Below are 26,770 nucleotides of genomic sequence, written 5' to 3'. Positions count from 1 at the left end.
GACGCCCGTTCCGTACTCAGCTCCGTACTCAGCGCCCGTTGTATCCCCTGCCCTCGGCGCTCTGGAGGTTCTGGTTGATGGAGCAGTGGCGGGCCCCGCTCCCGCAGTTGCCGTTGATCGTGTTGGTGTAGATGCTGACGCTCGACACCTGCTGGACGCCGGAGTAGTCGACGGCGCTGTTGCCCGCCGGGGCGTTCACGTTGTGCCGGCCGGTGCTCAGCTGGTAGGGCGGGCTGTCCATCGTGGGGGCGCTGGCCGAGTTGACTCCACCCGTCCGCTGACCACCGCCGCCGTAGACCCTGCGGCCGTGCTCACTACCGTGCTCACTACCGTGCCTCCTGCCGTGTCCCTTGGCGTGTCCCTTGAGGTGGACGGGTTCCACGGCGTGCGGCGCGGCGGCGGGATGGGCGGCGGCGGCCGCTCCGGCCGGACGGCCCGCGCCGGTCGGATGGGCCGAGCCGGACGAATGACCGTCATGGCCGGGACCAGGACCGGGACCGGGATCGGCGGGGGCGACGAGTGCCGTGGACGAGACCGGCTCCGCGAGTTCAGGGATCAGGTGACCAGGGCGTGTGACACCGGACATCGCGACGAGGAGCACGGCGAGGGCGAGGGGCCGGACGTACCCCGCCACAGCCCGGACCCTCCCTCTCCCTGCTCTGTCGCCGCCCATCCGTTCCACCTCCGCTCCGGCCGCTCATGGGTGCAAGCGGCGCATCCCGCTCATACCCTTCGCCCCCCGCCCGTTTCCCTCTTCGCGTGGCCAAGCGGCGGTCAGGATGTGGCGATCGTGGCGAGCACGTCGAGCCGGGCGGGCCGGCTGGAGCCGGCCGACCGGCAGCGTGAGCGTGGCCTCGCTGGTGCGGCCCAGCGCGGCGACCGTGCCGGCCGCGAAGGCGACCCCGCACAGTGCCCGACCCAGGGCCGGGGCGACGACACTTCGCCGTCCAGGCCCTGTCGCGTGGGCAGGGCGGCGCCGAGTGTCTTCGCCCGGCACCGGTTTCGCCTCTCCCCTCATCTGCTACACCCGCAGTCGGGTGGTGCGGGGGTTGCGGTAGGTGAAGGCCCAGCGGTCGTCTCCGATCTTGCGGCGGGTGTAGCGGGTGGGGTGGCGGTAGCGGTCGCGGTTGTGGAACTGGCAGGCCGGTCCCAGCAGCTTGAGGTCGGTCAGCCCGCCGCTGCACCAGTCCTCGGCGTGGTCGATCTGGCACATCGTGGCCGGCAGCGGGCAGCCGTCCACCCAGCAGGTCGCATACCGGGCGAAGACCGCCCGCCGCTGCGCCGGGGTCGCGAGGCGAACCTTGCGGCCCATGTCCAGCACCTGCCCACCGGCGTCCATCACGATCCGCACCAACGTGCTGGTACGGGCCAGCCGGTGCACGGTGGAGGCGGGCAGCAGATGCCCGGTCGCCAGGATCAACCCCGGCAACCCCCGCAACCACACCCCCGGCGGCGGACTGTTCACCCCCACCCCCGGCCACGCGTCATCGTCGCGTTCCACCCCCGGCGGAGCATCGGCTCCTGTCCGGGACGTCTCATGCGGCGCCCCACCTGGCGTGAAGGCATGCCAGTAGCCCTCCGCCGGGCAGTCGTCGGCAGAGCGGTCCCCACCGGGGCTGCCGTGAGCACGGCGATCCCCAGGGCGATCCCTGCTTGGACCGTCCTCGGTGTGAGCGCCAGTGGCGTCGTCACTCTTGGTCGGGGGCTCAGTCGGGGGATCAGGGGTATGCGTCTGCTGCGCACGAGTGCGCTGCGAATTCCAGGCTCGGTGTCTGTGCGTCTCTGCCTCGTCGGCGTGACCCTGCCGGGTGTCGGCGACCTCGCCCACCTCGCCGACCTCACCAACCTCGCCGAGGTCGGCACGCTCGTCGCCGTCGGCCGCGTCGAAGTGCGGCCAGACGACGGCCGGGCCGCCTGTGGCCGGGCGCTCGGGAGCAGAGGGCTCGCTGTCGGCATCGGTTGTCGCGGCGCAAGGCGTGCCGAAGCCCTCGCTGACGCAGGCGTCAGCGCCGGGGACGGAGCCTGGGCCGCAGGAGCCGAGGTCGGGACCAGAGCTGTCGCTCGGGCCGGAGTCTGAGGGGTCGCTGGTGAGGTGGTCGACAGATGCGTCAGCTGTGGGATCGCCTGAGGGGCCGGTGCCCGAAAGGTCGGGACCAGAGCCGTCGCTCGGGCCGGCGTCTGAGGGGTCGCTGGTGAGGTGGTCGACAGATGCGTCAGCTGTGGGATCGCCTGAGGGGGTGGTGCCTGCGGGCTCGCGTGAGGGTTCGTCGGCTGAGGGTTCGTCGGCTGGGGGGTCGTCGGGGAGGGATTCGGCGGTGACCAGCACCAGAAGCTCGGTCGCGATCTTGTTCTCCAGGAACGCGATGACCGCATCGGCGTTCCGCACGCTCGGGGTGCGGTCGTCGCCCTCGGCCTTCGGCTTTGCGTAGACGTCCAGCAGGTGCTGCAACCGCGCGGCCGCCTCGACCGGGAGGTAGAACTCTCCCTCCAGCCCGCCGTTCCTGCGCCGCCGCACCCTAAAGAACCGGCGGTCGAAATCGGCCTGCTCGTCCTGCTCGTGGCCGTCGGGGTCCAGCACCGCCCGCAGATACCGCCCCGCCTTGGCCACCTCCGCCGCCCCCGCCGAACCTGCCAACTCCAGCAAAATCCGCTCAGCGGTGGTCGCCTGCTCATCGGTCAACCCGGAGGTGGCGGTGCAGATCGCCTCCACAATGCCTTCGGCCAGGCTGCCCTCGGCGAACCGCTCACGCACCCGCGACAGACGACCCAGCTCCATGCCCATCGTCACCAACCGACCCGCACCCGAGATGGTCATCCCCCCGACGCTGCGCAACCACAACCTGGTCGAGGCGTGCCCATGGTTCTTCGCCTCCCCAGCCCGGTGAACGCGCCCCACCCGGGCGGCCAGCGCGCTGGTGATGCGGTCGCGGGCCGACAGCAACTCCTCGGCCTCAGCCAGACACACCTCCGCCGACTCAGGCACCGCCACCAGCGCCACCACCCGCGCCGCCTCACCAACCGCCGCCACCGCCACCCACGACGACGACCCACCAGCACCAGAAGCATCCCGATCCGGGCCCGCATCGCTCCGGCCGGCGCCCTCGGCACCGCCAGACGCACCACCGGCATCACCACCAGAAGCACCAGCGGAAGCGCCGCTGTAGGCACCCCCGGCGCCATCCGGACAAGCCGCGTCGGGAGAAGCACAACCAGGAGGATCACCGTCAGGAAAGGCACCGTCGGCGGCACCGCCATCGGTGCGCGCGGCATCGGTGCGCGTGGCATCGGCGTCCAGGGCATCAGCACCGGCAGGGCCAGGGGCGCTGCTGTCGGCATCTCCTGCGTGAGGGGCAGGGGCGGTGGGACCGGGCTCAGAGCCGGGGCTATCGGCATGGTCAGGAGCGCCATCAGGGGCGGGGCCATTCACGGTTTCGTCAGCGATGGAATCGTCAACGGCAGCGATACCGGCACGAGTCGTAAATGCTCGAACAAAGGGAAAAGTTGCCGGGATACCGCGTCGACTCGCGTGCTCTCGTGTATCGGGATCGACGATAGACACGTATTCACGGGCAAGTGCGCCCTCGGACGACCAAAGGGGCGAGCCGGCGATGAGCTGATCCCACCAGTCGTCGCCGATGTCACCGCTGGCATTAGAACGCTGGGAGCGCTCAGGATCATCGTCGAACAGATCCATCACACCTCCCGCGGAATTCGAAATCCTGTCTTAATTCTTCCACGCCAACCGGCCACGAACACCCCCGCACCGGGATTTGTTGGAGCTACAGGCGAATTCCCGATTAGCTGTATATGCGACATCTGCCGTACCGCACCGTTTGAACAGAAAACAACCGCCGCAGAAGGCCTTGAACGGGGAACAGCAGGGCACTACCGCGAGCACGGTGGCCGGGAGTGCGGGAGAAGAGCCCGCGGAGCCGGCAGCCGGCTCGGGCGGTGTGGCTCGGGCGGTACCTCGGAGGCCGGCCTGACATGATCTCCGGTCGAGGACTCAGGGGATGGTGGCCAGAAGATCGGCCAGGGCTTGGATCGCTCTGGAGATCCCGGTGGCGGCGAGGCCGGCACCCACGAGGCTGAGGCAGATGGACAGCACGCAGCCGTGGCCCCCACGCATCGGGCTGAGGATCGGTTTCTGCGGCTCCAGCCCGTACCAGAGGGACCGCGGCTCCAGGAGAAGGAACAGGATCGCGCCCACCTCACCCACCCAGAAGAGCCAGAACCAGGCCCATCTGTTGCCCCAGCGGGGCTGACCCGCGCCGAGCATGGTGAGGAGAGCGGCGAGCCACGCGCCGCCGACGATCCAGGGCGCGCCGGGGAAGGGCACCTGGAAGGGCCATGTCGGATAACGCGGGTTGTTCTGATTGCTGGTCCAGCGCCAGATGACCAACGGGTGCTGATCGGCGGCCTCGGATTCGCGCACGAGTTCACGGCGGACGCGGGCCGCGTCCGCGACCCGATCGACGTCGTACCACAACAAAGGGCCGGTGGACCACCGTAACCGCACCGGATCGCCCTCGAAGAAGATCACGCACGTGACCTGATCCGCGCGCAGCGCCGCCTGGAACTCGGCGACCGTGCTCTCGCGCGGGAAAATGCTCAGAACGGTCAGAAAAGCGCCCCAGAGCAGGATGACAAGCAGCACGACGCGTATCCACAGGGCCGCGATCCGAAAGGGAACCCGCATGACCGGCGGTCTCTCCTGCGGATGCACGTCCCTCCGATCGTCGAGGCCCGTACGGACGTCACTCCCGGACTACAGCGGCCAGGCTTCACGCGCTTCAAGGTGATGTCGGAGGGCGGCTACGGCGCCGCGGCAACGGGTCGTTCGAGTGCCCGGCCGACGCGCCTTTCACAGATCCCGGCGCACAAACGCCGCCACGCAGACACCGCTGCACAAAACGCCGTCGCGCAGACATCGGCGAAAGCCGCCGAGAGTGCCCCATGCCGAAAGCGTACGTTCTCATCACCCGGAGCGCGTGCGCCGTTCGGAACAGATATGAACGGAGACAATCGGATAAGACTTGCTACAACCGATCCTGGCGGGGCAGCACGACCTCGCGGGCGATCAGGAGCAGGGCGGCCGCCAGGGGGATCCCGAGCAGCGCTCCGACGATGCCGAGCAGGGCGCCGCCGAGCAGCGCCCCCAGGATGGTCGCCACGGGCGGTACGTCGACCGACGACTTGAAGACCTTCGGCGAGATCCAGTAGTTCTCCACCTGCTGGTAGACGATGAAGAACACGGCGCAGGCGATGCCCACCTGGACCGACACGAGGAAGCCCACCCCGGAGGCCACCACCGCGCCGATGACCGCGCCGGCCAGCGGGATCAGGTCGGTGACCGCGACGAAGATGGCCAGCGCCAGCGCGTACGGCACCTTCATCATGGACAGGAACAGGAAGGTCACCACTCCGGCGATCAACGAGATGATCAGGTTTCCGGCGACGTAGCCGCCGATCTGGTTGATGATCTCGTCGCCGAGCAGCCGGACCCGCGTACGGCGCGAGCGCGGCACGAACCGGTAGGCCGTCTCCTTGATGGAGTTGAGGGACCCGAGGAAGTAGAGCGTCAGCACGAGCACGGTGAACCCGCTGAACAGCGCACTGATAAGGACGCTCGCCACGCCGAGGAGGCCGCCGAACATCTGGGTGGCCAGCCTGTCGCCGGTCACGTACTGCTGGAGCTTGTCCAGGACCTGATAACGCTCGTCCACCGAGCGGATCAGCGGGTGGTTCTGCAGTTGCTGCACGTATTCCGGCAGGTGGCCGAAGAACCCGGACGTCTGCTCGGTCAGCGGCGGCACGACCGCGAGGCCGAAGGCGACGAAGAACGCGATCACCGATCCGAACACGATCGTGATCGCGACGCGGCGGGACAGGTTGCGGCGCTGGAGTGCCTCGACCGCGGGGTTGAGGCCGATGGCGAGGAACAACGACACCACGATCAGCACGAGCGCCGAACCCGCGCTGGCGATCGTCTGGACCAGCAGCCACGCGGTGAGCACGCCGAGGGCTCCGGTCAGGCCGAACATGAACGGGTTGCTCCGCAGAGGGCGCCCCGGCATGCCGAACGGCCGGTCGAGGGGCGTCATCGCGACTCCGTCGCCCGTGCCGTCGCCCATGCTGTCGCCCGCGCCCCCACCCGTGCCGCCGTCCGTGCCGACGCTTGTGCCGTCGCGCGTGTCCCGGCCTGTTTCACCGCCGCCGTCACCGCCGCCCACGCCACCGGTGTCGGCAGCCGGCTCGGGCGCCGGCCGGTTGGGGGACGGCCGGTCAGGAGACGTCGGAGAGTCGGCCGGCTCCGCTGTCCCTTCACTCTGACCAGGGAGTGAGGGGAAGACGCTGGAGATGCCGTTGCCTGGGGAACGACCGGTGTCGGGCACGCCTCCCCTACTGCCCAAACAATCTACGATTTATCGCGACAAATGCCGCGCAGTGCACCACCATCCCGACGCGTCAGGAACGGTCATTCGAGGGGCGGTCCGGGGCACGCCTGGGGTTCGCCTCTCGCGCATGACGTTCGATCGCGCCGTTGATCTCCGCGCCGAACAGCACGACCAGCGAAGAGAGGTACAGCCAGAGCATGAGCACGACCACCGCGCCCAGAGCGCCGTACGTCTGGTCGAAGCGGCCGAAGCCGCTGACGAAGACCGACAGCCCCACCGAGACCAGCAGCAGGGCCGGTACGGCGAGTCCCACGCCCCAGCCGACCGTGTGCCACCCGGTGCGCCGTCCGGGTTCCAGCCGGGCGCCGGGGACATACCGGTAGAGCAGCGCCAGCCCCGCACCGAAGAGCAGGACGAGCAGCACCCAGCGCCCGGCCGAGACGGCGGCGCGGGCGGCGGCGCCGAGCCCCAGGTGCCCCAGCACCACCGGGAACGCGGCCACGAGCGCCAGCAGGACGGACGTCCCGGCGATGGCCGCGACCGTGAGCGCCAGGGCCGTCAGCCGGGTACGGAGGAAGCCGCGCTCCCGCCGGCCGCTGTAAACCGCGTCGACGGCCCGGACCAGCGCCTGGACGGCACGGGACGACGCCCACAGCAGCGCGACGAGGCTGAGCGCCAGGGGCGCGCCGAAACCCTGGCGCCCGGCGCGCACCGCGTGGGTGAGCTGGGAGACGAGCAGCCGGCCGACGTCCGGGGGCAGCGGGCGGGTGAACGACGCCAGTTGCCCGGCCACCTGCCGGGGGTCGGCGACCAGCCCGTAGACCGCCACCACGACCATCAGGCTCGGGAAGACCGACAGCGTCCCCCAGAAGGCGATGCCCGCGGCCAGCAGAGACAGGCGCTCCCGGGACGCCTCCTCCCGCACCCGCCGGGTGATCGCCCGCCACTCCTCGGCCGGAGGCCACGCCCGCGCCAACCCCGTGATCACGCCGTACCGGCGCCGCATCTAGTCGCTCTGCCGCTGCGGCTCGCTGATCTCCTTGACCACGGGCGTGAGCAGGTCGGCGGTGAGCTGGTGCATCTGGAGGAGCAGGTCGTCGATGGTCAGCATGCCGACCACCCCCTCCTCCTCGTCCGCCACGGGCAGCCTGCGGAAGGAGTGGTGGCGGAAGGTGTCGAACGCCACCTCCACCTCGTCGCCGGGCCGCACCACGACGGGACGCTCCGACATCACCCGGCCGACGGGCGTGTCCGCGTCCTCCCCGCGCGCGAGTACGCGAAGGGTGAGGTCGCGGTCGGTCACGACGCCCGTGACGCCCTGCCCCTCCGAGACGACGACGCATCCGACGCCCGAGTAGTCCATGTGCCGCGCGACGTCCCGCACCGGGGTGACCGGCGGGACGACCACCACGGGCGTGGACATCACATCTCTGATCTTCATGGCCGGCACTCCCCCCGCGCCCGCCCAGGGCCCTGTCCTCAGCCCACTCCTACCCGCCGTACGGAAGTCCCGCCCTATTTGTGACCTAGTGCTCTTTTTATTCCCGAAAATACAGATAAGAGTGTATTTGGAGGTGATGACCATGATCACCCTGAGCGTCATCAAGGCCGACACCGGAGGCTTCGTCGGCCACTCCGCCGTGCACCCCCGATTGACCGCCGAGGCCAGGCGGGAGATCGAGCGGGCCAAGTCATCCGGGCTGCTCGTCGACGGCCACGTCGAAAGCTGCGGCGACGACATCTCGCTCATCATGACCCACACGTACGGCCCCGAGGCGGGGCTGATCCACTCCTTCGCCTGGGACGTCTTCCAGGCGACCACCCACATCGCCAAGGATCTCGGCCTGTACGGCGCCGGGCAGGACCTGCTGTCGGACGCCTTCTCCGGCAACCTGCGCGGCATGGGCCCGGGCTACGCGGAGATGGAGTTCGAGGAGCGGCCGTCCGAGCCCGTGCTGTGCTTCCTCGCGGACAAGACCGAGCCGGGCGCGTGGAACCTGCCGCTCTACAAGATGTTCGCCGACCCGTCCAACACCGCCGGCCTGGTGATCGACGAGAAGATGCACGCCGGGTTCGCGTTCGAGGTGTACGACCTGTGCGAGGACCGCCGCATCGTCTTCGACTGCCCGGCCGACCTGTACGACATGCTCATGTACATCGGCGCCCCGGCCCGCTACGTGGTCCACGGCGTACGGTCCAAGACGCTGGGCACGACCGCGGCGGCGACCAGCACCCAGCGGCTGTCGCTGATCGCCGGGAGGTACGTCGGCAAGGACGATCCGGTCATGATCGTACGCTGCCAGTCGGGCCTGCCGGCCGTCGGTGAGGCGCTGGAGCCGTTCGCCTTCGCGTACTCGGTGGCGGGCTGCATGCGCGGCTCGCACCACGCTCCGTTCATGCCGGTGCCCGTCGGGCAGGCGCACCCGTCCCGCTTCGACGGCCCGCCCCGGGTGGTCGCGCTGGGCTTCCAGATCAAGGACGGCAGGCTGGTCGGCCCGCGCGACATGTTCGACGACCCGGCCTTCGACGGCGCGCGCCGGCAGGCGACCGAGGTGATGGACTACCTGCGCCGCCACGGCCCCTTCGAGCCGCACCGGCTGCCGCTGGAAGACCTGGAATACACCACGATGGCCTCTCTCACCAGGCGCCTGTCGCACCGCTGGACGCCGATCACGACCGAGGTCGCCACACCTGCAGGGTTGCGATGAGAGGACTGTGATCAGGATGAAGGCGGCGGTCGGCGACCGGTTGGTCGTCGAGAGCATCCAACGGGGCAGGCTGGGTCGCGTCGGGATCGTGCTGGCGCTCTACCACACCGACGGCTCGCCGCCCTACCTCGTACGCTGGCTGGACGAGGAACGGGAGACGCTGTGCTTCTACCCGGGCCCCGACGTCCGGATAGAGCACTACCTGGAGTGGTGCCCGCAGAGCCCGTGAGGCGCTAAGCCCGGTGGAGGCACTCCATGACGTCCTCGTCGCTCGTCTGGGTGAAGTCCTCGTACCAGGCACCGATGGCGTAGAAGTGGTCCGGGGTGTCCAGGCAGACGATCTCGTCGGCGTCCCCGCGCAGGCTCGCGATCGTCTCCGGCGCGCCCACAGGCACCGCCAGGACCACCGTGGACGCACCGTGCGCGCGGGCGACCTGGCAGGCGGCGCGGGCCGTCCCGCCCGTCGCGATCCCGTCGTCCACCACGATCACGGTACGGCCGGCCAGGTCGACGGGCTCGCGGGCGCCGCGGAACCGGCGGGCACGGCGCTCCAGTTCGGCCCGCTCACGGCGTTCCACGGCCGCCATCTCGTCGTCGGTGAGCCGGGCGAGCCGTACGACGTCGGGGTTGACCACCCGCACCCCACCCTCGCCGATGGCGCCGAACCCCAGTTCCGGCTGGTACGGCACGCCCAGCTTGCGCACGAGGATCACGTCCAGGGGGGCGCCGAGGGCCCGGGCGACCTGGAACGCCACGGGCACCCCACCTCGGGGCAGCCCGACGACGACCACGTCTCCCACGCCGTCCTTCGCCTCACGGAGGTCACGCAAGCGCTCGCCGAGGAGGAGCCCGGCGTCACGACGATCAACGAACACGACATTCACCCCCAAAATCTGACGGTACGCGGCCTCTCGTGAGCGAGGAGAGCCGCGGGTGAGTCCTGATCGCCTGTCCTGCATACTGGGGCGGTGACCGCGACCGACCGGGCCCCCGGAGGGGAGCTTCCCCGGCACCGGCCGACTCTGGCCGAGATCGCCCATCTGGCGGGTGTGTCTCCGCCGACCGTGTCGAGGGTGCTCAACGGGCAGGCCGGGGTCGCCCTGGCCACCCGGCAGCGCGTGGAGGCGGTGCTCCGGGAGCACGGCTACCGGCGGCGCGACAGCGAGCCCGCCGCGATCCTGGAACTGGTCTTCCACGCCCTGGAGAGCCTGTGGGCGCTGGAGATCATCCAGGGCGTCGAGCAGGTCGCGCGGGAGCGCGGGCTCGCCGTGGTGCTGACCGAGATGCAGGGCAGGCTCACCCCCGGCAGGGCCTGGACCGAACAGGTGCTCGCCCGCCGTCCCACCGGGGTCGTGGCGGTCTTCTCCGAGCTCACCGTGCAGCAGCAGTCCCAGCTCGCCACCCGTTCGATCCCCCTGGTCGTGCTGGATCCGACCGGGGAGCCGCTGCACCAGACGCCGTCCGTCGGGGCCACCAACTGGAGCGGCGGGATGGCCGCCACCCGGCACCTGCTCGACCTGGGCCATCACCGCATCGCCATGCTGAGCGGGCCCACCCAGTGGCCGTGCTGCCGGGCCCGGCTCGACGGTTTCCGCGCCGCGATGGACGCGGCGGGCGTGTACGTGGACCCCGCCCTCCTGCGGATCAGCACCCTCTATGTGGAGGGCGGGTTACGCGACGGCGCCGAACTGCTGCGCCTGCCCGACCCGCCGACCGCCGTCTTCTGCGCCAACGACCTGCAGGCCCTCGGCGTGTACGAGGCCGCCAGACGGGCCGGGCTGCGCGTCCCGGAGGACCTCAGCGTGATCGGGTTCGACGACCTGTCGTTCACCCAGTGGGCCGGGCCGCCCATGACGACCGTACGGCAGCCGCTCGTGCAGATGGGGGCCACCGCCGCGCGGATGGTCCTCCACCTCGCCGACGGCGAGCCGCTCGAACAGCACCGCGTCGAACTCGCCACCACCCTCGTCGTACGGGAGAGCACCGCGCCGCCCCGTTCCTGACCTTTCTACGGCTCCGTTCACGGCCGGCGGCCCCATGTGGCCCATCGCCACAGCCACTCCAGCGGGCCGTACCGGTGGGTGCGCAGCCAGAGAACGGACCACAGCCACTGGACGGCGAGGATGACGGCCGAGGTCAGTGCCACTCTCGCCGAGGACCAGGCCTCCGGTGAGCATCCGCAGAGGCGGGCGGCGAGCAGGACGAGGACGGTCGCGGTCAGGTAGTTGGTCAGCGCCATCCGGCCGAGCGGCGCGAAGACGGCCGTCAGCGCCGGCCGGAGCGGCGTCCGCAGCAGCACGAGCAGGGCGCAGACGTAGATCCCCGCGACCAGCAGCCCGGAGAGGGCGAGCGCCCGCCCGAATCCGGGGTCGTCGCCCTCCTGACCGGCCGACCACCACAGGGCGGGCGCCGCCGCGACCGCGAAGGCCAGTCCGAGCAGCGCCGGCACCCGGGTGGACCGCTCTATCCGGGCCGTCACGCCGTATCTGGTCAGCGCGGATCCCAGCAGGAACAATCCGGCGACCAGGGTGAACCTCTCCCCGCCGAGGAACAGCGCCACCGCGACGAGCACAGGGGCGAGCCCGGCGACCACCCGGCGCGGCAGCCAGGTCGAGGGCAGCAGCACCAGCAGGCCGATGACGGCGTACGTGCTGAGGATGTCGCCGGGCCAGAGCAGGAGGAAGTGCGCCAGCCCGGCCGCGAGCAGCACGAGGAGCCGGCGCAGCAGGATCACCCTCGGGCGGGCGGCCCGGGCGGCGGCCGATTCCAGCAGCAGCGAGAACCCGACGCCGAACAGCAGCGAGAAGATCGGGAAGAAGCGCTGCTCGACGAGCAGGCCCATCCAGGCGTCGTCGGGGGTCGTGGGGGCGGCCGCCCGCAGGACGTCTCCGGTGTGGGCGATGGGTTTGACGTTGGCGAGCAGGATTCCGCACAGCGCGAAGCCGCGCACCACGTCGAGCGCGGTGATGCGCTCACGTCGCGTTCTGTGGGCTGCGGGAGGTTCCGTGAGAGCTTCCATGAGAGCCGCATCCTGCGCGGGCCCGTACGCCTCCGGCATCGGCCGCAAGCGGGAATCGGGCGGCACGGGACCATACTTTCGGCTGGTTCTGCGCGGCCCGCCCATCTCGTAGCCTCGGCCCTGTGTTTACTGAGGGCACTCGTAACCTCGGCCCTGTGCTTACTGAGGGCGCTGTAGCCGGGGGCCGGGTGCGGAGATGGGCGGCCGACGCCGGTCTGGGCGCCGTGTTCGCCGTGGTCCTGGCCTTCTGGGCCTCTCTCATCGCCGACAGCTGGGGCGGGGGCTACTGGCGGTTCGACTGCGCCGCCGGGGCCGCGGTCTGTGCCATCGCATTGTTCCGGCGGCGCGACCGGGCATGGGCGGCGGTGGCGGGCCTGGCCGTGGCGGCGACCGCCGTCCTGGCCGCCAGGTTCGCCGGTCTGCCCGCCGAGCCCGGTCCCGGGATGGCCCTCGGCCTGGCCGTGCTGGTCGCCGCGGCGGTCAGGAGACTGCCGGTCCGTACGGCCTGCGGCGTTGCGGCCGGCGGGCTGGCCGTGGCCGTCGGCAGCCTGCTGACCGCGCACACATCCGCCGCCGGGGTGCCGTCGGTCACCGCGATGAACGTCGCGGCCTGGGCCGCCGCCGTCGTGGCCGGGCTGAGCCCGCGACTGCTCGACGCCCGCAGGCGGGCCGTCGCGGAGGCGGTGCGCCAGGCCGAACGGCTGGCGCTGGCCCGGGAGTTGCACGACGTCGTCGCCCACCACGTCACCGGCATCGTGGTGCAGGCGCAGGCCGCCCGGCTCGTCGCGCGGCGGAGCCCGGAGAAGGCGGGCGACGCCCTGGGCCAGATCGAGGCGGCCGGGTCCGACGCGCTGGCCGCGATGCGTCGCGTCGTCGGCCTGCTGCGCGTCGCCGAGGAGGGCGGCCCCGACGCCGGCCCGGGTGTCGCCGAGCCCGGCCGCCTCGGCGACCTGGTCGGGCGGTTCGAGGCCGGGGGCCGCCCGGTGCGCCTGCGGCTGCCGCGCGAGGAGGAGACGGCGGCGTGGCCGCCCGAGGTGGCCTCGACGGTCTACCGGGTGGTGCAGGAGTCGCTGACCAACATCGCGCGCCACGCGCCGCGGGCCCGCGAGGTCACGGTCAGCGTGGAGCGGGACCGGGACGTCGTCGTCGTGGAGGTCGCCGACGACGCGCCGCCGGGGTCGCAGGCGGGATCGCGCGGAGGGTACGGCCTGCTCGGGATGCGTGAGCGGGTCGAGGCGCTCGGCGGCACGTTGCGGGCCGGGCCACGCCCCGGATCCGGCTGGTCGGTGCTCGCCACCCTGCCCGCCCCCCTGCCGGCCACCCTGCCCAGCCCCCGCCAAGAGTCCCGGCACGACGCGTGACGACGATCAGAGTCCTGGTGGCCGACGACCAGGCGATGGTACGCGGCGGCCTGCGGCTGATCCTGGAGGACCAGCCCGACATCGAGGTGGTCGCCGAGGCGGCCGACGGCGCCGAGGCCGTCGAACTGGCCCGGCGGCTGCGGCCGGACGTGTGCCTGGTCGACGTGCGGATGCCCCGGCTCGACGGCATCGAGGTCACCCGTCTCCTGGCCGGCCCGGGAGTCCCCGAGCCGCTCAAGGTGGTCGTGGTCACCACCTTCGACCTGGACGAGTACGTGTACGGCGCGCTGCGGGCGGGCGCGGTGGGCTTCGTGCTGAAGGACTGCGGCCCCGCCCTGCTGGTGGAGGCAGTGCGGGCGGCCGAGGCCGGGGACGCCCTCGTCTCCCCCTCGGTCACGCTGCGGCTGCTGCGCCACCTGACCACCCACTGGACCACCCACCCGGCCACCCGTCTGGAACATCCCCTCTCGAACCGGGAGATCGAGGTCGTCCACGCCATCGCGCGGGGCCGTACCAACCAGGAGATCGCCGCGGAGCTGTTCATCTCGCTCAGCACGGTCAAGACCCATGTGTCGGGCATCCAGGCCAAGCTCGGGGTGCGCAACCGCGTCGAGATCGCCGCATGGGCCTGGGAGAACCGACTCATAGGACGTACGTGACATAACTGCCCAAAATGTGTCAAATCACCCGGAACGGGCAGGAGGTGGGCAGCAGAACTAGAGAAGGGTGGCAGCATGGCCGTAAGCGGCATCATCTCCGCCATAATCATCGGACTCATCATCGGCGCTCTCGGCCGACTGGTCGTGCCCGGGCGTCAGGCCATCCCGATCTGGCTGACCATGGTGATCGGCATCATCGCCGCCCTCATCGGCACGGCGATCGCGCGGGGCCTCGGAGTGGCGACCACCCCCGGCATCGACTGGCTGGAACTGATCATCCAGGTGGCGCTGGCGGCCCTGGGCGTCGTCGCCGCCGTGGCCCTCTTCAGGCGCCGAAGCGTCGGATAGGCCCTCTCCGACGGCCCCGGCACATGCCGGGGCCGTCGGCGCGTTCCCGGACTTCACCGACCTTTACGTAATCACCGACTTCCTTTGAATTCGCCCGGCCCGGGGCGGCGTACGGTCGTCTTTCGGGGGCGTTTCGGGGGTCTTGACGAACTGCCGTGATGAGACGTGTGTCACCTGCTCGGACGAGGCGGTCGCGGTCACCGTCGTACGGCTTCTTGTCGGGTGGCGTGGTGTCAGGTGAGCCCGGAGGGAGGCGCTCGTGAAAGAGGCGGGCCCGATGACGGCGCCGATGGAGCACCGCATGCGCTGGCAGTTCGGCGTGCTCGCGCCGCCGGGCTTTCCCGGCGAGCCGTCGGCCGGCGTGACCGAGTGCCTCCTCGAGGCGGACCCGGACGCGACGATCGACCTGCGGCTGCGGTTCCTGCACGTCAGGTGCAGGACCGTGGAGCGGGAGGAGGACGACGGCTACTGGCCGGTGCCGAAGCTGACCGTCGCCGGGCACGACTACCTCGGCTTCGACGAGGCCGTCGAGCGGGAGACCCGGGCCGTCATCCCCCTGACGGGCGGGCGGCGCACGATCGAGGTCCACGTGCCCGGGGGCCGGGAGATCGAGCCGATCCTCTCCCCGAGCGGTGAGCGCACGGGCCGCGTCACCTGCGAGCACCAGCCGATCCACGCGGAGCTGCGGGTCTCCGCCGAGCGGCTGGCCGATCCGTACGGGCTGGTCAGGTTGCGGGTGGAGGTGCACAACACGGCCCGCTGGGAGCGTGCGGACGCGCCGCGCGAGGAGGCCCTGCGGCACTCGCTGGTCGCGGCCCACCTGCTGATCGGCATCAGCGGAGGAGCGTTCGGCCCGGGCCCTGTCGACGAGGGCCCGCAGGTCAGGGGGGTGTGACGGCGATGCACGAGTTCGGGATCGCCGAGGCCGTTCTGGACGCCGTGGAGCACCGCGCGAAGGGCAGGCGGGTACGGCGGGCCCGGGTGCGGGCGGGCGCCCTGCTCCGCGTCTCCCCCGCGGTCCTGAAGCAGGCGTTCGGCCTCGCCGCCACCGGCACGGTGGCCGAGGGGGCGACGCTCGACCTGGTCGTCGAGCCCGTCCGGCTCGTCTGCCGGGGCTGCGGGCACAACGCCCTGTGCGACAACCCGATGACGATCTGCGGCAAGTGCGGGGGCATCGACATCGACGCCGAGGGTGGGGACCGCCTCGTCCTGGAGTCGGTCCAGATCGTGGAGGCGGCCCATGTGCCTGGGGAGTCCGGGCGAGATCGTGGAGATCCCGTCCGATCGGCCTGACCTCGCCACGGCCGACGTGAGCGGGCCCGGCGATGCCCAGCCGCGTGGCGAGGCCGTACACGAAGGGCCGGAAGCCGACCCCCTGCACGATCCCCTCGACCCGGACGGCGGCGGCTCAGGCGGCGGTTCAGTCGGGCAGGTCGAAGACGTCGTCGAGGGCGATGACCCGCAGCAGATGGCGCAGGTAGGCGGTCAGCGCAACGATCCGGAAGGCCGCCCCGCGTTCCTCGGCTCCCCGGTAGAGGTTCATCACGACGGCGATGCCGGAGGAGTCGACGAACCTCAGCCCGGCCAGGTCGAGCTCGATCACCCGCGGGTTGTCCGCGAGCACCTTGTCCGCCTCTTCGGCCGCCTCGTCCACGGTGGTGTAGTCGAGCTCGCCGGTCAGCACAAGGCGCGCGGTGCCTGGCTCGGGGGTGACGTACTCGACCAGTAACGGCGGCGTGTCCTGCATCAGGGGCTCGTCTCTTCGGGTTCGGGGTGATCGGGGGCGCCGTGGGCCGCGCCCGCCGCTCTCATGCCCTCGGCGAGGAACGCCCGGGTTCGAGGGCAGTCTGTCAGCTCACCGCGCAGGACGGCCAATCCGAGCACGACGGACTCGCTCGGCACTCCGCGCGCGGCCAGCACCATGCAGGCCCAGGTGACGAAGTCCGTGAAAACCGACACGTCGCCGAGATACAGCGCGGTGCCGAGGAAGTCGGCGACGTACCCGAGATCCTCCGTCATCTGCTCCATCTGCCACGGGTCGTAGTCCCGCATGGGCGGGTAGGAGGCGGCGAGCAGCTCAAGCGCCCGCGGCAGCAGCTCGCCCCGGCGCCGGGCGAGGCAGGCGTACTCGCCGTCGGCCGGCAACTCGGCGCCGTTCTCCCCGGCGAGCGGCAGCGGCCCGGCGTCGAGCAGGTCGGCCGCGATGTCGGCGGCCGGGGCCCAGGCGTCCGCGCCGAGCAGACGGGCGATCCGGTCGTCGGCGCCGAACGCGGCCCCGCCCACCAGGACGGGGACGCCGGCGGCCCGGCAGGCGCCGACGGCCCGGTGCGCGCGGGGCAGCCACACGGGCAGCGTGCAGCCGAGCGCCACGAGCTCGGGGCCGGCCTGCCCGATCCATTCGACCAGATGGGGTGCGGGCACACTGGCGCCGAGGAAGTCGGTCCGCCATCCGTGCAGGCGCAGCACCTCGGCCAGGAGGCGGGTGGGCAGCGCGTGATTCTCCCTCTCCACGCAGGCGACCACGACCCGCCCGCGGGTGGGGGGCGGGCTCACCCTGCGGGCGACGGCGGCGACGACCCGCTCGCTGACCGCGGACGCCGCGTGCTCCTGGGCCACGGTCCACCGGTTGACCGCCCAGAGCCGGCCGACCCGGCGCTGGGCCGGACCGATCACCCGCAGCAGCACGTCCTGCGCGGAAACGCCCTCGTCGAGCATCCCGAAGACCAGGTCGACGGCGCCGGACTCGTCGGCCTCCTCGATCTGTCGCAGATAGCGGACGATCTCGCTCGTGAAGCCCGCCGCCGGGGCGCTCACCATCGCACGGCCACCGGCCGAGGGGGGAGCCGCCGGGGTCTTCCCACGTCACGCCCCCTTCAGCTGAGTCCTTTTTCTCACGTTACCCGTGAGGGCGAGCCGCCGGACGGGCGGGAGGCGGCCGCCGCCTCCATGCCCTCGGCCAGCAGGGCGCGGGCGCGCGGGCAGTCGGCCAGCACATCCCGGAAGAGCCGCAGCCCGAGCACCACCGACTCGGCGGGCACCTTCCGGGCCGAGAGCACCTCGCAGGTCCATGTGACGAAGTCGGTGAACAGGCTCGTGTCGTGGACGTAGAGCGCGGCGGCGAGGAAGTCGGCGATGTGCCCGAGGTCCTCCGCGGTGTGCTCAAGCTGCCGCTCGCTGTATCCGCCCATCGGGGCGTACGACTCGCTGAGCAGGCCCAGCACCCTGGCCAGCACCTCGGCGCGGTGCCGGGTCAGGTATCCGTACTCCTCGTCGCCCAGGTGGACCGCCCCGTCACTGCCGGCGGCGAACGACGGCAGCCCGGCGGCGAGCCGGTCGGCCGCCGCGTCGGCGGTAGGCGCCCACGCGTCCGCGCCCAGCAGGCGGGCGAAGCGGCCGTCGGCGCCGAAGGCGGCCCCGCCCGCGAGGACCGGGACGCCCACGGCGCGGCAGGCGGCGATGGTGGCGTGCGCCCGGGGCAGCCGGGTCGCGATCATGCAGCCGAGCGCCACCACGTCGGGGCCCGTCTGGTGCAGGTGCGTGATCAGGTGCGGGCCCGGCACGCTCGCCCCCAGGAAGTCGACCCGCCATCCCCGCAGCCGCAGCACCTCGGCCAGCATGCGGGTGGGCAGCGCGTGATACTCCCCGTCGGCGCAGGCCACCGTCACCCGGCCGCGCGTCGGTCTGGGCCGCACCCGCCCGGCGATCGCCGCGACGGCCCGCTCGCTGACCGCGGTGGCCCCATGCTCGCGGGCCACCGACCAGTCGCCGGCCGCCCACAGCTCACCCACCCTGCGCTGGCCTGCGGCGACGACCCGCAGCAGCACGTCCTCGGCGGGGACGCCCTCGTCGATCAGGTCCAGGACGAGATCGACCGCGCCGTACTCGTCGGCCTCGCCGATCAGTTTCAGGTAGCGCTCCACCGCGGTCCCGGCGCCGGTGCCCGCCGGTCCGCCCGTCATCTCTGCCTGGGTCATCACGTCGTCTCCGCCCACACGGTCTTGGCACCCGGCGTGGCACCCGTCGCCGGGTCGTACCCGCCAGCCCGTACGGCGAGGAGGGCGCGGTCGTCCTGCTGGCCGCCCGCGAGCCACTCACTGCTGATCTGCTCCAGCCGCTCCACCAGCGCGTCGACCGGCATGCCGGCGCAGCTCGCCAGGGCCTCCTTGAGCCGTTCCTCGCCGAACATCTCCCGCCTGGTCGGGCCGCCGAAGGCCTCGGTGATGCCGTCGCTGTACAGCAGACACACCTCGCCGGGAGCCAGGTCGACCGTGGCCGGCCGCACCACGGTCTTCTTCAGCGCGCCGAGGAGGGAGCCGCGGGCGGGCGCCTCCTCCACTGTGCCGTCCCGGCGCAGCACCAGCGGCGGCGGATGGCCCGCCACGGCCAGATCCACCAGCACGTGCTCGTCGGGGGCGACCCGGAGCGCCGCGAGGACCAGCGTGACGTAGGAGTTCGGCGCGGGCGAGGCGAGCAGCGACCGGTTCAGCAGTTCGAGTAGCTGGACCGGGCGGCTTTCCAGCAGCAGCAGCGCGCGCAGGCTCTGCCTGACCTGCCCGGCCAGTACGGCCGCGCGGGCGCCCTTGCCGCAGACGTCACCCAGGATGATCAGAGGCGGACGTTCCAGGATGCCGATCCCGCTGTCGTGACCGGCGCCGGTCTCGGACATGTAGACGTCGTAGAAGTCGCCGCCCACGGCGCCGGCCTGCTGGGAGGACCGGAGCCTCCCGGCGAGGCGCATGCCCTCGACCTCCGGCAGGTCGGGCGGCAGCAGGTCGTCGATCAGGATGGCGTTCACCGCGCTCTGCTCCCGGAACAGCGAGGCCGCCGAGAGCGCCGCGCCCGCCCGGGACGCGAGGTCGCGCACCATCGCCAGGGCCTCGTCGTCGAACGGAGGCCGACCGGCGCGGCGGACCAGCGCCATCGCCCCCGCGGGGACGCCGTTGCCGGGCAGCGGGAAGACCAGCAGGTCGCCGGCCGGGCCGAACCCCTCCGGCAGCAGCCAGTCCGGCGCGGCGCCCGCGTCCTGCCGCCCGCCCGAGCCGTGCGTCAGGCCCGCGAGCGCGTCGGTCAGGCCCGGCACCCGCAGCGCCGTCGAGAGCGGCATGACGCCCTCCTCCGGTCCGGGGCGCCCGGCGACGGCCCGGATCCACTCGACCCGGCGGTTGGTGGCGGGCGGCAGCACCACGACCGCCAGGTCGCACAGGAACTCGGTGCCCAGATCCACGGCGGCGCGGGCGCATCGGCGCGGGTGGAGCGACGCGAACAGGCGGCGCGCGGCCTCCAGCAGGAACTCGGCGCGGCGCGGCAGGGACGGCGCCTCACTCAGGTAGAGAGCACGGTGGTCGCCGGCCGCCTCCGTCCGCACCCGGATCACCCGGCCGCCGTACGTCACCGTGCTCGATCCGGCCGGGTCCAGCTGTGGGGGAACCGGCCTGCCCGGGACGATCTCCGGCGCCAGCCGGGCCGCCGCCGCGTTGGCCAGCAGCACGACGCCGCCTGCGTCGCACAACACGATTCCCTCGTCGCTGCCGTCCAGCAGCGCCGCCATGTCGCCGGGCGTCGCCCGCGCGGCTCCCGCGTTCGTGGAGCCGGTGGCGCCTCTCACCCGTGCGTTCTCCTCATGGCCCTCGGTCCTCGAATCCGTCGTCTTTGTCAGACTACCTTCGGCCCCGACGGCCTGATCCGCGCCCCTTGACCACGGGGTGGGTCAAGCGACGCCCTGGAGCAGGACCAGGGCGGCGGCGCCGAACAGCCCGGCGTCGCGGCCCAGTGAGGTCGGCTCCACCCGCAGGCGGCGCAGGAAGCCGAGCCCGGTGTTCCGCCCGATCGCCCGCCTGAGCGGGTCGAACAGGATCGGTCCCGCCGCGGCCACGCCCCCTCCGATGACGACGTCGTCGAGATCGAACAGGGCGGACGCCGTGAGGACGGCGGTGGCCAGCGCGCCGCCCGCGCGCTCGAAGGCGCGGACGGCGGTGGGATGACCGGCGCGGGCGTCGGCGGCCAGAGCGCGGGCGTCCGCGCCGGTCCAGCCGTTCGCGGCGGCCCAGCGCACCATGCCGGGCCCGCTGGCGATGGTCTCGACGCATCCGACGCCGCCGCAGGGGCACGGCTCGCCGCCGGGATCGACGGTGATGTGGCCGATGTGGCCGGCGTTGCCGGTCGGGCCGACGTACGGCACGCCGTCCAGCACGAGACCGCCGCCCACGCCGGTGGACACGACCATGCCGAGCATCGCCCGGCTCCGCCCGGCGGGCCCGTCGGCGATGGGGCCGGTGAGGCCGCGCCACCACTCGCCGAGCGCCATGCACTGGGCGTCGCCCGCGAGCCGTACGGGACGGCCGGGCAGTGTCTCACCGAGCGCGTCGACCAGCGGGAAGTCACGCCAGGCGGGGATGTTCACCGGGCTGACCGTGCCGCGGCGGGGGTCGAGCGGACCGGCGGAGCCGACCCCGATCCCGTCGAGGCGGTCGGGCGCCACCCGCTCGGTGATCCGGCGCACGACCTCCGAGAGCGTCCGGCCGGCCGACTCCGGGCCGCTCAGCGGCACCTCGGTGCGGGCCAGCATCTCGCCGTCGGGCGCGACCGCCGCGGCGGCGAACTTCGTGCCGCCGATGTCCACCGCGAGCACGGTCATCGCCGCGTCCCCGGTCTCTCCACCACGGTCACTCCCGTCGCTTAACCGGATAAGGCCACGCAACGGTAGTCGCTTGACGACCACCGCGTCAACGCTCCGTCACCGGCACCCGGGTGGCCGCCGACGAACCGGTTCAGCGGTAAATATCCGGCCCCGCGGACATCGGCGGGGCGGGGGCGGGAAGGGCCGCGAGGGGACCCGGCCTGATGAACAGGGCTTTCCATAATTCCGATCGATTTGGTAGGGTTCGCTGGTGCATTTCGACTACACCATGGCGATCGGCTCCTTTCTGGTCGCCGTCGTCGTCGGCCTGACGGGGATGGGCGGGGGCGCCCTCATGACGCCCATGCTCGTGACGTTCTTCGGCGTGCCGCCCCTCGCCGCCGTCTCCAGCGACCTCGTCGCCGCCGCCGTGATGAAGCCGGTGGGCAGCCTCGTGCACCTGCGCCGGGGCACGGTCAACCTGAGGCTCGTCGCCTGGCTGTGCGCGGGCTCGGTCCCGGCGGCGTTCTGCGGCGTGCTCATCGCCCGCGCCCTCGGCACCGGCGAGGGCGTGCAGAGCGTGATCCAGAAGGGCCTCGGCATCGCGCTGCTCATCGCCGCGGCCGGCCTGGCCGTACGCGGCTACCTCGCGATGCGCGACCGCGCCGAGGGCCGCACCCCCGAGACCGGCCGCCGCACCGCCGCCCCCGGCGAGCCGGCCGCGACCGAGATGCCCTCGGTCACCGTACGGCCGCTGCCGACCGCGCTGGTGGGGGCCGTCGGCGGGCTCGTCGTCGGCATCACCTCGGTCGGCTCGGGCTCCCTGATCATCGTGGCCCTGCTCGCGCTCTACCCCGCGCTGAAGGCCAACCAGCTCGTCGGGACCGACCTGGTCCAGGCCGTGCCGCTGGTCATGTCGGCCGCGCTCGGCCACCTGCTCTTCGGCGAGTTCACGCTGTCGGTCACGGTCGCGCTGCTGGCGGGCTCGATCCCCGGCGTCTACCTCGGCTCGCGCATCTCCTCCCGCGCCCCCGGCGGCCTGATCCGCCGCGCCCTGGCCTTCGTGCTGCTCGCCTCGGCGCTGAAGATGTTCGGCGTCGGCAACGCGCAGACCGTCTGGGCCCTGCTCGCCGTGCTGCTGCTCGCCCCGGCCTTCTGGATGGTCCTGCGCGTGCGCTGCGGCCTGCCGCCGCTGCCCTGGACGCGTACGGCGGCCTCCTCAGCGGGCACCTCACCGGACTCCTCACCGGACTCCTCGGACAGAGACTCCGACCGGATCGCCGCGCAGTAGGGCCGGCGGCGGCGCCGGCGGCCCGGCTCAGGAGGCGGGCGGGTGGCGGCGCAGGGACTGCCAGATGGGCTCGGGCAGCAGCCGAGCGGCCTCGTCGAGGTCCGCCTCCGGCGCACCGGCGATCCACCGGCGCGTGACCTCGGCCACCGGGCCGATCAGCAGTATCTCGATCACCGGCACGGGCAGGCCGGCGATAGCCCCCGACGCGACGTGCGGGCGCAGCCACCCCACCAGCGCGTCCAGGCGCGGCGTCTTCGCGGCGGCCGCCGCGCCGGGCTCCACGTGCCCGAGGTACGGCGAGGCGTGGAGGAACCTCGCCTTGGCCGGGTGCTCCCGTACGAAGCCGAGGTAGGCGACGACGATCGCGCGCACCCCCGCGCGGGGGTCGTCCACCCCCTCCACGGCCTCGACCAGCGAGTCGAGCAGATCGGCCAGGCACGCGGAGTAGAGCGCGGTCGCGAGGCCGGGGAAGCTGCCGAAGTGGTGGTAGAGGCTGCCCACGCTGATCCCGCCACGCGCGGTGACCGCCCGCATCGTGAAGCCCTGCGGGCCGTCGTCGGCGTACACGGCGAGGGCGGTGTCGAGCAGCCGCCGCGCCGTCTCCTCGCCGCGCCGCTGCCGGGTCACGCCGTCCCGGTGAGGGTCGCGGCCTGCCTCCACAGCGCCTCCGCGAGCGCGGCGTCCCGGGCGACGGGGGCGAGCGGGGTCTCCTCGTCGATCTCGAAGTAGCGGCCGGTGCCGCCCGAGGCGTCGAGGGCGAGCCGCACGACGGGCCGCGCGCCGGCCTCCGGGGTGTCCCAGGTGCGCTTGACCGCCTTCAGCACCAGCCCGAGCGGGCCGCCCCTGGCCCCGAGATCGGTCCGGATCACGCCCGGGTGGACCGCGTCGATCGTCACCCCGGCATCCTGCCACCGCCGGGCGAACAGCGGCACCATCATGAGGTTGCACAGCTTGGTGTCCGCGTACGTGCGGATGGGGTGGAAGTCCAGCCCGGTCGCGGTCCGGCCCGGCTCCGCCCGGCCCTTGACGTACAGGCCCGCGCTGACCTGGACCACCCGCGTGCCGCTCTCGCGCAGCCGATCCTCCAGCAGGTGGTTGAGCAGGAACGGCGCGAAGTGGTTGACCGCGAACGCGCGCTCGATGCCGTCCGCGGTGATCTCGCGGCGGGCCGGCCAGACGCCCGCGTTGTGCACCAGCACGTCGAGGCGCGGGCAGGCGTCCAGCAGGGCGCGGGCCGCCTCCCGCACCGACGCCGCCTCGCCCAGGTCGGCGACGACCAGCACGGCGTCGCCCGGCAGGGCCGCCCGCGCCGCCTCTCCCCGTACGGGATCGCGGGCGACGATCACGACCCGGTACCCCTCCTCGGCGAGGCGGGCCGCGACCGCCTGCCCGATCCCGCGGGAACCTCCGGTGACCACAGCCGTACGCGTCATGGGAGCGACTCTAATTAGAGAAACTCTCTAGAGCAACTCTCTAATTCTGGGCCGTCAGAGCGAGCCCATCAGCGCGAGCCCGTCAGAGCGAGCGCAGTGCGGGGAGCAGTTCCTTCTCCGACCACTCGAAGAACTCCCGCTGACGCTCCCGGCCCACCTGGACGAGCGCGAGGTGGGTGAACCCGGCGTCGGTGTACTGCCGCACCGCCTCGACCACGGCGTCCACGTCGGCGCCGCAGGGCACCTTCTCGGCCACGTCCTCGGGCCGTACGGTCTCGGTCGCGGCGGCGAAGTTGACCGGGGCGGGCAGCTCGGACATGACCTTCCAGCCGGTCACCGCCCAGCGCCACATCCGATGCGCCCGCTCGACGGCGGCGTCCCGGTCGGGGTCGTAGCAGACGGCGAGCTGGCCGTACACCGGCTTGCCCTCGCCGCCCGACGCGGCGAACTTCTCCACCAGCGAGCCGTCCGGGTCGGTCGCGATGAGGCCGTCGCCGAGTTCGGCCGCGATGTCCGCGGACTGGCCGCCGGACGCCGCGATCGCGATGGGCACCGGGCGCTCCGGCAGATCGAAGACCCGGGCGGAGTCGATGTCGAAGTACTCACCCCGGTAGTTGCGGTAGCCACCCTGGAACAGCTCCCTGATGACCTCGATGGCCTCCCGGAACATCTCGTGCCGGGTGTTGACCGGCGGCCACCCGTGCCCCACGACGTGCTCGTTCAGGTTCTCGCCCGCCCCGAGCCCGAGCGTGAACCGCCCGTCGCTGAGCACCCCGACCGTGGCCGCCTTCTGGGCCACCACCGCCGGGTGGTACCGCATGATCGGGCAGGTGACGTACGTCATCAGCGGCAGCCGTTCGGTGGCCTGCGCCACCGCGCCGAGCACCGACCAGGCGTACGGGGAGTGCCCCATCTCGTCCAGCCAGGGGAAGTAGTGGTCGGAGATGACGGCGTAGTCGAAACCGGCCCGCTCGGCCGTGACCGCGTCCTCCACCAGCTCCTTCGCCGGGCTCTGCTCGGACATGAGTGTGAAACCGATCTCTGCCATACGCGACCCCTACCCACGTCCGTCCAGGTCAGACGGGCCGCCCAGACGGGCCGCTCAGACGGCCCGGTGGTACTGGTGGGGCCATCGGCCGGCGGCGCCCAGCTCCCGGGCCGCGCGGTTCGGCCAGTAGGGGTCGCGCAGCAGCTCACGGCCGAGCATCACCGCGTCGGCCCGCCCGGAGGCGACGATCTCCTCCGCCTGGCGCGGCTCGGTGACGAGCCCGACGGCCGAGACGCGCAGGTCGGTCTCCGCGCGCACCCGGGCCGCGAACGGCACCTGGTAGCCGGGACCGGTCGCGATGCGCGCCCGCGGCGCGTTGCCGCCGGACGACACGTCCAGCAGGTCGACGCCGTGGGAGAGCAGTTCCTTGGCCAGCCGCACGGTGTCGTCCGCCGTCCAGCCCTCGCGGGGGTCCTCGGGGTTCTCGCTGAGCCAGTCGGTCGCCGAGACGCGGAACAACACCGGGAGCTCCTCGGGCCACTCCGCGCGCACCGCGTCGACCACCTCCAGGGCGAAGCGGACGCGGTTCTCGAAGGAGCCGCCGTACGCATCGGTGCGGTGGTTGGTGAACGGCGACAGGAACTGGTGGATCAGGTAGCCGTGGGCGCCGTGGACCTCCACCACCTTGAAGCCCGCCGCGAGCGCCCGGCGCGCCGCCGCCGCGAAGGCGGCGACGAGCCGCCGGATGTCCGCCTCGTCCAGCTCGTGGGGCACCGGGTGGCCCTCGTCGAACGGGATCGGGCCGGGCCCGACCGGCCGCCAGCCGTGCCCCTCCGGGCCGACCGGCGCGCCGCCGCGCCACGGCCGGTCCGTCGACGCCTTGCGGCCGGCGTGGGCGAGCTGGACGCCGGGCACCGCGCCGTGCTCGGTCAGGAACCGGGTGACGCGGCCGAACGCCTCCTGCTGCCGTTCGTTCCACAGCCCCAGGTCGGCGGGGCTGATCCGGCCCTCCGGGGACACGGCGGTGGCCTCGGTCATGATCAGGCCGGCCCCACCAACCGCCCTCGACCCGAGGTGGGTGAGATGCCAGTCGGTGGGCACGCCCTGCTCCGGCCCCTCCACCGCCGCGGAGTACTGGCACATCGGCGACATCCAGGCACGGTTGGGGATGGTCAGGTCGCGCAGGGTCAGGGGCTCGAACAACGCGCTCACGGCCGCGCTCCTCTCGTCGTCGGGACGCTAGTACGATAACCGTCGTAGTACGCCATCTGTCAAACTACGATGGTCCTCGTACAATGAGGGGTTCGCGAAGGGAGCCGCCGATGCCGTCCACCACCCCTCAACTCCGGACGCTCGACCATCCGGACCGGGCCGAGATCCGGCTCGAAGGCGTGCTGCACGCGTTGTCCGATCCCGCCCGCCTCCAGGTGGTGCACTACCTCGCGGGCGCAGGCGAGTCGTCCTGCTCGGCGATCGACCTCGCGGTCAGCAAGTCGACCAGCACCCACCACTTCCGGGTCCTGCGCGAGGCAGGGGTGATCAGGCAGGTCTACCGCGGCACCGCCAAGATGAACTGCCTGCGCCGGGAGGACCTCGACGCCCTCTTCCCCGGCCTGCTGGACTGCGTGCTCCGCGCGTACGAGACGCGGTGCGTCCAGCGTACGTAACCGTCCAAATCGCCTTGACCAGTTACCGGCTTTGCGTTACCTTGGTAACTGCCTAAGAAAATAAAGACAGTTACAACGGCGTTGGGGCGGCAATGATGTTCTACGACTACTCCCTGGCCACCGAGCGGGTCACCGAGCTGCACCGCGCGGCGGACCACGCCCGCGTCGCGAGCCGCATGGCCGCGGCCCGGCGCTGGTCGCGCCTCGCGTCCTGGGCCGAGCGCCAGGCCCGGCGGGCGGGCGACCTGGGCTGACGCCCGCCGTCCGCGCCGGGCCGCCGAC

28 protein-coding genes and 1 pseudogene are annotated in these 26,770 nt (G+C 72.4%); 11 read left to right on the top strand and 18 right to left on the bottom strand.

The genetic code is table 11. From position 1 onward, the window contains the following. Positions 1–28: 28 nt before the first annotated feature. The 6 genes from HHX37_RS05070 to HHX37_RS05045 form a co-directional block, all read right to left on the bottom strand. A complete protein-coding gene (locus HHX37_RS05070) occupies positions 29–634 on the bottom strand; it encodes a hypothetical protein (RefSeq protein WP_182884623.1) in 606 nt (201 codons plus the stop codon). A gap of 387 nt (positions 635–1,021) precedes the next feature. Beyond that, complete coding sequence (locus HHX37_RS05065; RefSeq protein ID WP_182884622.1) at positions 1,022–3,028, bottom strand: HNH endonuclease signature motif containing protein; 2,007 nt, start codon at positions 3,026–3,028, stop codon at positions 1,022–1,024. A 978-nt stretch (positions 3,029–4,006) separates the two neighbouring features. Beyond that, positions 4,007–4,657: a hypothetical protein gene (locus HHX37_RS05060; RefSeq protein ID WP_182884621.1), complete on the bottom strand. Its 651-nt coding sequence runs from the start codon at positions 4,655–4,657 to the stop codon at positions 4,007–4,009. Positions 4,658–5,039: 382 nt separating this feature from the next. Further along, a complete protein-coding gene (locus tag HHX37_RS05055; protein ID WP_310740264.1) occupies positions 5,040–6,233 on the bottom strand; it encodes an AI-2E family transporter in 1,194 nt (397 codons plus the stop codon). 235 nt (positions 6,234–6,468) lie between these two features. Next, the gene (locus HHX37_RS05050) at positions 6,469–7,404 is read right to left on the bottom strand and encodes a YihY/virulence factor BrkB family protein (protein ID WP_182884620.1); all 936 of its coding nucleotides are present in this window, start codon (positions 7,402–7,404) and stop codon (positions 6,469–6,471) included. Beyond that, positions 7,405–7,839 (bottom strand): CBS domain-containing protein, encoded by a 435-nt coding sequence (locus HHX37_RS05045; RefSeq protein ID WP_111697379.1) that lies wholly within the window; start codon positions 7,837–7,839, stop codon positions 7,405–7,407. 142 nt (positions 7,840–7,981) lie between these two features. Here HHX37_RS05045 and fbp point away from each other — a divergent pair, with 142 nt between their 5' ends. Continuing rightward, a complete protein-coding gene (fbp, locus tag HHX37_RS05040; protein WP_182884619.1) occupies positions 7,982–9,106 on the top strand; it encodes a fructose-1,6-bisphosphate aldolase/phosphatase in 1,125 nt (374 codons plus the stop codon). Positions 9,107–9,122: 16 nt separating this feature from the next. Then, on the top strand, positions 9,123–9,335 hold the full coding sequence (locus tag HHX37_RS05035) for a DUF1918 domain-containing protein (RefSeq protein WP_182884691.1): 213 nt from the start codon (positions 9,123–9,125) through the stop codon (positions 9,333–9,335). A gap of 4 nt (positions 9,336–9,339) precedes the next feature. Here HHX37_RS05035 and HHX37_RS05030 read toward each other — a convergent pair whose 3' ends face one another. After that, positions 9,340–9,981, bottom strand: coding sequence for a phosphoribosyltransferase (locus HHX37_RS05030; protein WP_310740263.1), 642 nt, complete (start codon positions 9,979–9,981; stop codon positions 9,340–9,342). 93 nt (positions 9,982–10,074) lie between these two features. Here HHX37_RS05030 and HHX37_RS05025 point away from each other — a divergent pair, with 93 nt between their 5' ends. Further along, positions 10,075–11,109, top strand: a complete 1,035-nt coding sequence (locus HHX37_RS05025; protein ID WP_182877612.1) for a LacI family DNA-binding transcriptional regulator — start codon at positions 10,075–10,077, stop codon at positions 11,107–11,109. A gap of 17 nt (positions 11,110–11,126) precedes the next feature. Here HHX37_RS05025 and HHX37_RS05020 read toward each other — a convergent pair whose 3' ends face one another. Next, complete coding sequence (locus HHX37_RS05020; protein WP_182884617.1) at positions 11,127–12,125, bottom strand: DUF418 domain-containing protein; 999 nt, start codon at positions 12,123–12,125, stop codon at positions 11,127–11,129. Between the two features lie 155 nt (positions 12,126–12,280). Here HHX37_RS05020 and HHX37_RS05015 point away from each other — a divergent pair, with 155 nt between their 5' ends. The 5 genes from HHX37_RS05015 (at position 12,281) to HHX37_RS04995 (ending at position 15,786) form a co-directional block, all read left to right on the top strand. Next, a complete protein-coding gene (locus HHX37_RS05015) occupies positions 12,281–13,486 on the top strand; it encodes a histidine kinase (RefSeq protein ID WP_310740262.1) in 1,206 nt (401 codons plus the stop codon). A 35-nt stretch (positions 13,487–13,521) separates the two neighbouring features. Then, on the top strand, positions 13,522–14,145 hold the full coding sequence (locus HHX37_RS05010; protein WP_182883200.1) for a response regulator: 624 nt from the start codon (positions 13,522–13,524) through the stop codon (positions 14,143–14,145). Positions 14,146–14,220: 75 nt separating this feature from the next. Beyond that, entirely contained in the window at positions 14,221–14,493 is a 273-nt protein-coding gene (locus HHX37_RS05005) for a GlsB/YeaQ/YmgE family stress response membrane protein (RefSeq protein ID WP_182884615.1), read from the top strand. 259 nt (positions 14,494–14,752) lie between these two features. Continuing rightward, the gene (locus tag HHX37_RS05000) at positions 14,753–15,388 is read left to right on the top strand and encodes a hypothetical protein (RefSeq protein WP_182883023.1); all 636 of its coding nucleotides are present in this window, start codon (positions 14,753–14,755) and stop codon (positions 15,386–15,388) included. A gap of 5 nt (positions 15,389–15,393) precedes the next feature. Next, positions 15,394–15,786 (top strand): hydrogenase maturation nickel metallochaperone HypA, encoded by a 393-nt coding sequence (locus tag HHX37_RS04995; protein ID WP_182884614.1) that lies wholly within the window; start codon positions 15,394–15,396, stop codon positions 15,784–15,786. Between the two features lie 37 nt (positions 15,787–15,823). Here HHX37_RS04995 and HHX37_RS38105 read toward each other — a convergent pair. The 6 genes and pseudogenes from HHX37_RS38105 to HHX37_RS04965 form a co-directional block, all read right to left on the bottom strand. Beyond that, positions 15,824–15,880 (bottom strand): annotated as a pseudogene (locus HHX37_RS38105) (acylphosphatase); the annotation flags it as partial. A gap of 33 nt (positions 15,881–15,913) precedes the next feature. After that, a complete protein-coding gene (locus HHX37_RS04985) occupies positions 15,914–16,240 on the bottom strand; it encodes an STAS domain-containing protein (protein WP_182883025.1) in 327 nt (108 codons plus the stop codon). After that, positions 16,240–17,310: a cobalamin B12-binding domain-containing protein gene (locus HHX37_RS04980; protein WP_182884613.1), complete on the bottom strand. Its 1,071-nt coding sequence runs from the start codon at positions 17,308–17,310 to the stop codon at positions 16,240–16,242. Before HHX37_RS04980 ends, HHX37_RS04985 begins: the two co-directional genes overlap by 1 nt. A 74-nt stretch (positions 17,311–17,384) precedes the next feature. Then, positions 17,385–18,467, bottom strand: coding sequence for a cobalamin B12-binding domain-containing protein (locus tag HHX37_RS04975; RefSeq protein ID WP_259406156.1), 1,083 nt, complete (start codon positions 18,465–18,467; stop codon positions 17,385–17,387). Continuing rightward, positions 18,467–20,098 (bottom strand): PP2C family protein-serine/threonine phosphatase, encoded by a 1,632-nt coding sequence (locus tag HHX37_RS37570; protein WP_182884612.1) that lies wholly within the window; start codon positions 20,096–20,098, stop codon positions 18,467–18,469. The genes HHX37_RS04975 and HHX37_RS37570 overlap by 1 nt, the downstream gene beginning before the upstream one ends. Before the next feature lie 102 nt (positions 20,099–20,200). Next, the gene (locus HHX37_RS04965; protein WP_182884611.1) at positions 20,201–21,127 is read right to left on the bottom strand and encodes an ROK family protein; all 927 of its coding nucleotides are present in this window, start codon (positions 21,125–21,127) and stop codon (positions 20,201–20,203) included. A 271-nt stretch (positions 21,128–21,398) separates the two neighbouring features. On the opposite strand from HHX37_RS04965, the gene HHX37_RS04960 reads away from it, so the two are divergent. Beyond that, positions 21,399–22,400, top strand: a complete 1,002-nt coding sequence (locus HHX37_RS04960; RefSeq protein WP_182883202.1) for a sulfite exporter TauE/SafE family protein — start codon at positions 21,399–21,401, stop codon at positions 22,398–22,400. A gap of 27 nt (positions 22,401–22,427) precedes the next feature. Here the strand turns inward: HHX37_RS04960 and HHX37_RS04955 are convergent, their stop codons facing one another. The 4 genes from HHX37_RS04955 to HHX37_RS04940 form a co-directional block, all read right to left on the bottom strand. Beyond that, positions 22,428–23,027 (bottom strand): TetR/AcrR family transcriptional regulator, encoded by a 600-nt coding sequence (locus tag HHX37_RS04955; RefSeq protein ID WP_182884610.1) that lies wholly within the window; start codon positions 23,025–23,027, stop codon positions 22,428–22,430. Then, complete coding sequence (locus HHX37_RS04950) at positions 23,024–23,833, bottom strand: SDR family NAD(P)-dependent oxidoreductase (RefSeq protein ID WP_182884609.1); 810 nt, start codon at positions 23,831–23,833, stop codon at positions 23,024–23,026. The genes HHX37_RS04955 and HHX37_RS04950 overlap by 4 nt, the downstream gene beginning before the upstream one ends. Before the next feature lie 82 nt (positions 23,834–23,915). After that, the gene (locus HHX37_RS04945) at positions 23,916–24,881 is read right to left on the bottom strand and encodes an LLM class F420-dependent oxidoreductase (protein WP_111697333.1); all 966 of its coding nucleotides are present in this window, start codon (positions 24,879–24,881) and stop codon (positions 23,916–23,918) included. Positions 24,882–24,935: 54 nt separating this feature from the next. Beyond that, positions 24,936–26,033 (bottom strand): NADH:flavin oxidoreductase/NADH oxidase, encoded by a 1,098-nt coding sequence (locus HHX37_RS04940; protein ID WP_182884608.1) that lies wholly within the window; start codon positions 26,031–26,033, stop codon positions 24,936–24,938. A gap of 110 nt (positions 26,034–26,143) precedes the next feature. Between HHX37_RS04940 and HHX37_RS04935 the strand changes: the two genes are divergently transcribed. Together HHX37_RS04935 and HHX37_RS04930 are read left to right on the top strand one after the other, a co-directional pair. After that, a complete protein-coding gene (locus tag HHX37_RS04935; protein ID WP_182884607.1) occupies positions 26,144–26,488 on the top strand; it encodes an ArsR/SmtB family transcription factor in 345 nt (114 codons plus the stop codon). A 92-nt stretch (positions 26,489–26,580) separates the two neighbouring features. Continuing rightward, positions 26,581–26,742, top strand: a complete 162-nt coding sequence (locus tag HHX37_RS04930) for a hypothetical protein (RefSeq protein ID WP_165900421.1) — start codon at positions 26,581–26,583, stop codon at positions 26,740–26,742. Positions 26,743–26,770: the final 28 nt, after the last annotated feature.

Source organism: Microbispora sp. H10885 (genome assembly GCF_014161415.1).
In the GTDB taxonomy this organism is placed as follows: Bacteria; Actinomycetota; Actinomycetes; order Streptosporangiales; family Streptosporangiaceae; genus Microbispora; species Microbispora triticiradicis.
The sequence above is the reverse complement of the archived record's forward strand: the minus strand, read 5'-3'. Positions and strand labels throughout refer to the sequence as shown.